Raw genomic sequence first — 5444 nt, 5'->3', positions numbered from 1 at the left:
GGCACCGGCCCGCTCCCCCACCCGGCCACCCATAGAATACACTGTCGTTGGGTGGTCGAGTGGGGGAGCGGGCCGGTGCCGTTTCAGCGAAGCTGAAACCGACTTTATACAGGCAGATCGCGCAGGACGGTGTCGAGCAGCAGGACCAGCGCCGCATCGGTGCGCGCCTCCTCGTCGCGCGAGACCGTGAGCGTGCGGACGAGATCGTCATGGTTCATGCGCCGGGCGAGACCGATCGCGGTTTCGTAGCTGACCCGTTCGGCCTGCTTGCCCTTGCGGAACGCGCCGACCAGCGCGGTGTCGCGCAGCGGGCCGGGGGCGATGGTCTCCGCGTCGCGCGCGGCATCATCGAGGATCGCGCGCAGCCAGATATTGGGCGGGCCTTCGACCTCGCCATCGAGCGCTGCAATAGCAGACGTCAGGCGTCCGGCTTGCGCCTGCGCCGCGCGCGCCTCTTCGGCGAGATAGCTGGCGATCCGGTAGGACGCGTTGCGCTGCAGCTCGGCCGACCGCTCGATCCATGCCAGTTCGGCATCGTGCAAATCCTGAAGCGCAACGATCAGCAGGGCGGTGGGAGTAGCGGTGTCGGCCATATCTGCAGAACGCGCATCAACACGCTGCGGTCCCTGATAAAATCGGTCATGTGCTGGTGAGGGTGGCGATGGCACGATAGGCTGTCGACATGGCGACATTCGTCCACCTCACCAGCCATCGCAACCTGCCCGGCATCCGGCGCGGGGGAATCGCGTTCGTGAAGCGGGACGGGTGGCGGCGCGACCGCATCTATGCGCTGCCGGTCACCCGCGCGTTCAACATTGCGCATCAATGGCTGCGCGAGCTGCGGCGGTTGGGCGGCGGGACGATCGCGGGCGTCTATTTCCGCATTCCCGATGACGAGATGGTCGAGGTGTCGCATTTCAACGGCGCCCCGGTGGCGATGCGTGCAGCGGAGGCGGTGGCGTTGATGCTCGCGGCCGAGCAGCGCGATCCGGTCGCGGCGCGGTTGGCGGACAAGGCTTCGAAGGCGGTGCAGCGCAGGCGGGCGCTGCCGTCCTCGCCCGAGGGGTTTCAGGTCACCATCGCGCGCCCGATCGCGCGGGGGGAGATTTTGCGGTTCAAGATGCTGCCGCAGGTCACCGGGTGGCGGTACATGCCGGGGACGAATGGATCGCCGCCCTGCGGGTGCGTGTGCTGCATGAAAGGCAGTTTCGGCGTTCGCAAGCTGGAGCGGCGGCTGGAGGCCGACGAGGCGGCGGGGCGGACGCCGAAGTTCCAGCTGTTCGGGCGCGGGGAGGCTTCGTTCGCGCGGGTGGAGCGGATGAAGGCGCGGTCGGGGCGGGCGGATTAGGATTGTCACCCCGGACTTGTTCCGGGGGCCACCGTGCCATGCTTCCCTCCGCCGGATCATTACACGATGCGATCGCCGATGGGTGGACCCCGGCACGGGGGCCGGGGTGACGATCGAAGTTATGGCAACGCCACCTGTCCCACCACATTGCCCGCCGGGGCGTAGCGGCAGACCAGCACATCCTCGCGCGCATTGCTCGCGAGAGCGCAGCCGACGCGGGTGGTGCGCGACCAGACGATCTGGGCGTAATGGCCCGCATCGACGAAGCGGCCGGTGCGGCTGATGTTCGGGATCGGGCGGTTCACATAGTCGCGCTGTTCGGCGACCCAATGGCCGGCCATTTCCTCGTAGCGATAGGCGCTGCGCGTGCCTTTCCACAGATTCTCGCCCTGCGCCGCGGGACCGCGTGGTTGCTGCGCATGCTCGAACCGGCCGCTGCGGGCGAGGGTGCGGGCATAGGCGGCGGCGTCCCGGGCGAGGCCATCGTCCCAGCTCAGCGGCGGAACCTTGACCGCGGCGCGGGCGGCGTTGTGCGCGTCGAGCATCGCGCTGCGCAGGCGCTCGGCACCGCGTGGGGCGGGGGTGAGCGACTCGCGGCGCTCGACGAACTGCCTCGGTTCTTCGTGCTGGGGCGCTTCGCTCTGGGGCGAGCAGGCGGCGAGGAGCAGGAGGGGGAGGAGCAGCATCTTTCGGAAAACCTCGTTTCCGCGCATAGCGCGCGCAACATGAATGGTTCCGAACCCAACGCTGCGGCTCCGCTGGCGCTTTATGTCCACTGGCCGTTCTGCGTCTCCAAATGCCCCTATTGCGATTTCAACAGCCATGTCCGCGAGGTGGTGGACCAGGATGCGTGGCGCAAGGCGCTGCTCGCCGACCTGGCGCATGAGGCGGCGCTGCTGCCCGGGCGGCGGCTGGGGTCGATCTTCTTCGGGGGCGGCACGCCGTCGCTGATGCCGCCCGAGACGGTGGCGGCGGTGATCGACGCGGCGGTGGCGGCATGGACGCCACAGGGCGATCTGGAAGTGACGCTGGAGGCCAATCCGTCGTCGGTCGAGGCGGCGCGGTTCGCGGATCTGGCGGCGGCGGGCGTGAACCGCGTGTCGCTGGGGCTGCAGGCGCTGGACGATGAAGCTCTGGCGTTTCTGGGGCGCGCGCATGGCGTGACCGAGGGGCTGGGGGCGCTGGCGACGGCGCAGCGGCATTTCGGGCGGGTGAGTTTCGACCTCATCTATGCGCGACCGGGGCAGTCGATGGCGGACTGGGAGGCGGAGCTTCGCCAAGCGCTGAGCTTCGGGACCGAGCATTTGTCGCTGTACCAGCTGACGATCGAGCCGGGGACGCGCTTTGCGACGCTGGCGGCGAAGGGGGATCTGGTGATTCCGGATTCGGACGCGGCGGCGGATCTGTGGGACGTGACGCAGGCGTTGACCGGCGCGGCGGGGCTGCCACTGTACGAGGTGTCGAACCATGCGCGGCCGGGCGCGGAGAGCCGGCATAACCTCAGCTACTGGCGCTATACCGATTATGCCGGGGTCGGGCCGGGGGCGCATGGGCGACGCACCGGCCATGCGACGACGCGGCACAAGAAGCCGGAGAATTGGCTGAACGCCGTCACGCGCAACGGGCATGGGATGCAGGAGGAGGTTGCGCTGTCGCCCGGCGAGCGCGCGACCGAGGCGCTGGTGATGGGCTTGCGGCTGGCCGAGGGGGTCGATCTCAAGCGGATCGGGGCTGGCTATGTCGATCTTGTCGCTGTCGAGCGGCTGGCGGCGCACGGGTTGATCGTGCGCGAGGGCGATCGGCTGCGGGTGACGGACGCCGGGATGCCGGTGCTGGAGGGGATCTTGCGGGAGGTGGTTCTGTAATTCCTCCCCTGCGCAGCAGGGGAGGTGGCAGCGAAGCTGACGGAGGGGCCGCCCCCTAGAGGGCGGAATTTTGCCGAGCAGTTTACGGTCGTCTGCGCGGCCGCCCCTCCACCACCTGCTACGCGGGCGGTCCCCCTCCCCCCAGCACGCTGGGGGAGGATTTTACCGCCCGAAGCCCTGCGGTGCAGGCGACACCGTCACGGTGGTGCCGCCGCGAATCTCCTGCACCTCCAGCGCGCGTTCGGCGACGCCGTCGCGGCCGAAGCGGAACGCGCCGTCGATGCCGCCGAAGCCGCCCTCGTCGCTGAGGCGAGCGGTCGGGAAGGCGTCGCCCGGACGCCAGTCGCGCGCGATGCGCACGGTCAGCAGCACCGAATCATAGCCGAGCGTCGACAGGCGATAGGGCGCTGCGCCGAAGCGGGCGCGATACTTGTTGGCATAGGTGCGGTAGAGCGTGTCCGACACGCTGGCGAACCAGCTGCCGTTGAGCGCGGTCATGCCGCCCACCGCCGAATCGCTGTTCCACAATTCGGTGCCGAGCACCTTCGCATTGGCGTTGGCGCGGCGGATGCCGGGGACGGCGGTGACTGCGCCGCTGGCGCTGTCGGCGATCAGCACCGCCTGGAACGGCGAGCGCGCGAGGCGGGCGATCGCGGCGTTCATTGCGGGCGCGCCGCGATTATAGGTTTCGAGCGCGGTGACCTTGCCCCCCGCACCCTCGACCGCGCGCAGGAACGCGGTGCTGGCGCGGTCGCCATAGAGGCCGGTCGGCATCAGACCGGCGAATTCGGTGACGCCGCTGCGCCGCGCATAATCGACCACGCGCTCGATCGACTGGGCCGGGGTATAGCCCATCACATAGGTGCCGTTGCCGGCGACGCCGGTGTCGTTCGAGAAGCTGAGTACCGGCACTCCGGCGCGGCGCGCGAGCGGGGCGATGGCGCGGGCGTCTTCGGCGAGCAGCGGGCCGAGGATCAGCTTGTTGCCGTCCGCGAGGGCGCGGGTCGCCGCAGCGGTGGCGCCGAGCGCGGTGTCATAGGTAGTGATGCGGACATTGTCCGCCTTGAGATCGAGGATCGCGAGCTGTGTCGCGTTGGCGAGGCTGCGGCCGATCCCGGCGTTGGTGCCCGACAGCGGCACGAGCAACGCGACGCGGTGCCGTTCGGTATCGGCCTCGGGCAGGCCGGGGCGAACCGGCGGCGGGGTGGTCGGGCGGACCGGCTGGGTCGGGCCCGGGCGCACCGGCTCCGGCGGCGGGGCCGAGGGGCGGACGCAGGCGGACAGCGCCAGCGCGGCGCCGATGACGATTCCCCGAATGATCCGCGACATGCCCGGTTGGCGTTTCGCTGCTGCCTCTGCCATGACGTTCCGCAATGACTTCTGTTCTCGAGCCCGGCCTCTACATCGTCGCGACGCCGATCGGCAATCTCGGCGATCTTTCCCCGCGTGCGTCTGAAATACTCCTGAACGCCGATGTGGTTGCGGTTGAGGACTCGCGTGTGACAGCGGGGCTGTTCCGCCACCTTGGCGCCAAGCGTCCGATGACGCCCTATCACGACCATAATGCCGAAGCCGTGCGGCCGGGGCTTGTCGCGCGGATGGGGCGTGAGGCGGTGGCGTTGGTGTCGGACGCGGGGACGCCGCTGATTTCCGATCCCGGATACAAGCTGGTGCGCGACGCGCGCGCGGCGGGGCATCCGGTGACGACGATTCCGGGGCCGTGCGCGGGGATCGCGGCGCTGACGCTGGCCGGGCTGCCGACCGACCGCTTCCTGTTCATGGGGTTCCTGCCGAGCAAGCGGCAGGCGCGGGCGGAGGCGATTGCCGAGATCGCCGGGGTGCGCGCGACGCTGGTCTTCTATGAAAGCGGGCCGCGGCTGTCGGCGGCGCTGGCGGCGCTGGCCGAGGGGCTGGGCGACCGTGAGGCGGCGGTGGCGCGCGAGATTACCAAGAAGTTCGAGGAATGCGTGACGGGATCGCTGACCGAACTGTCGGCACGCTATGCCGAGGGCGGGCCGAAGGGCGAGATCGTCGTGGTGGTCGCCCCGCCGGGCGAGGCGGCGCCGGCGAGCGCCGAGGATGCCGATGCGGCGCTCGCCGAGGCGCTGACGCGGCTGCCGGTGTCGAAGGCGGCGGGCGAGGTCGCCAAGCGGCTCGGGCTGGACCGCAAGGTGCTGTATGCGCGGGCGATGGAGATGAAATCTCCCCTCCCGCTTGCGGGAGGGGTCGGG

Annotated in this window: 6 protein-coding genes; 3 read left to right on the top strand and 3 right to left on the bottom strand. The window is 69.9% G+C overall.

The features are described from left to right. Positions 1–104: 104 nt before the first annotated feature. Positions 105–593 (bottom strand): DUF892 family protein, encoded by a 489-nt coding sequence (locus tag AX681_RS03860; protein WP_066664083.1) that lies wholly within the window; start codon positions 591–593, stop codon positions 105–107. An 89-nt stretch (positions 594–682) separates the two neighbouring features. Between AX681_RS03860 and AX681_RS03855 the strand changes: the two genes are divergently transcribed. Beyond that, positions 683–1348, top strand: a complete 666-nt coding sequence (locus tag AX681_RS03855) for a hypothetical protein (RefSeq protein ID WP_066681854.1) — start codon at positions 683–685, stop codon at positions 1346–1348. A gap of 119 nt (positions 1349–1467) precedes the next feature. On the opposite strand, the gene AX681_RS03850 is transcribed toward AX681_RS03855, so the two are convergent. After that, the gene (locus tag AX681_RS03850) at positions 1468–2034 is read right to left on the bottom strand and encodes a CAP domain-containing protein (protein ID WP_156456032.1); all 567 of its coding nucleotides are present in this window, start codon (positions 2032–2034) and stop codon (positions 1468–1470) included. Positions 2035–2073: 39 nt separating this feature from the next. On the opposite strand from AX681_RS03850, the gene hemW reads away from it, so the two are divergent. Next, on the top strand, positions 2074–3213 hold the full coding sequence (gene hemW, locus AX681_RS03845) for a radical SAM family heme chaperone HemW (RefSeq protein WP_066664375.1): 1140 nt from the start codon (positions 2074–2076) through the stop codon (positions 3211–3213). A 162-nt stretch (positions 3214–3375) separates the two neighbouring features. On the opposite strand, the gene AX681_RS03840 is transcribed toward hemW, so the two are convergent. Beyond that, positions 3376–4575 (bottom strand): penicillin-binding protein activator, encoded by a 1200-nt coding sequence (locus AX681_RS03840; RefSeq protein ID WP_066664377.1) that lies wholly within the window; start codon positions 4573–4575, stop codon positions 3376–3378. A gap of 11 nt (positions 4576–4586) precedes the next feature. Here AX681_RS03840 and rsmI point away from each other — a divergent pair. Further along, positions 4587–5444: 16S rRNA (cytidine(1402)-2'-O)-methyltransferase (rsmI, locus tag AX681_RS03835; protein ID WP_066681848.1), on the top strand; the 858-nt coding region annotated here is incomplete at its 3' end.

This window comes from Sphingomonas sp. CCH9-E2 (assembly GCF_001557215.1).
Lineage (GTDB): Bacteria > Pseudomonadota > Alphaproteobacteria > Sphingomonadales > Sphingomonadaceae > Sphingomonas.
Note: the sequence above shows the minus strand (reverse complement) of the source record. Positions and strands in the feature narration are given on the sequence as shown.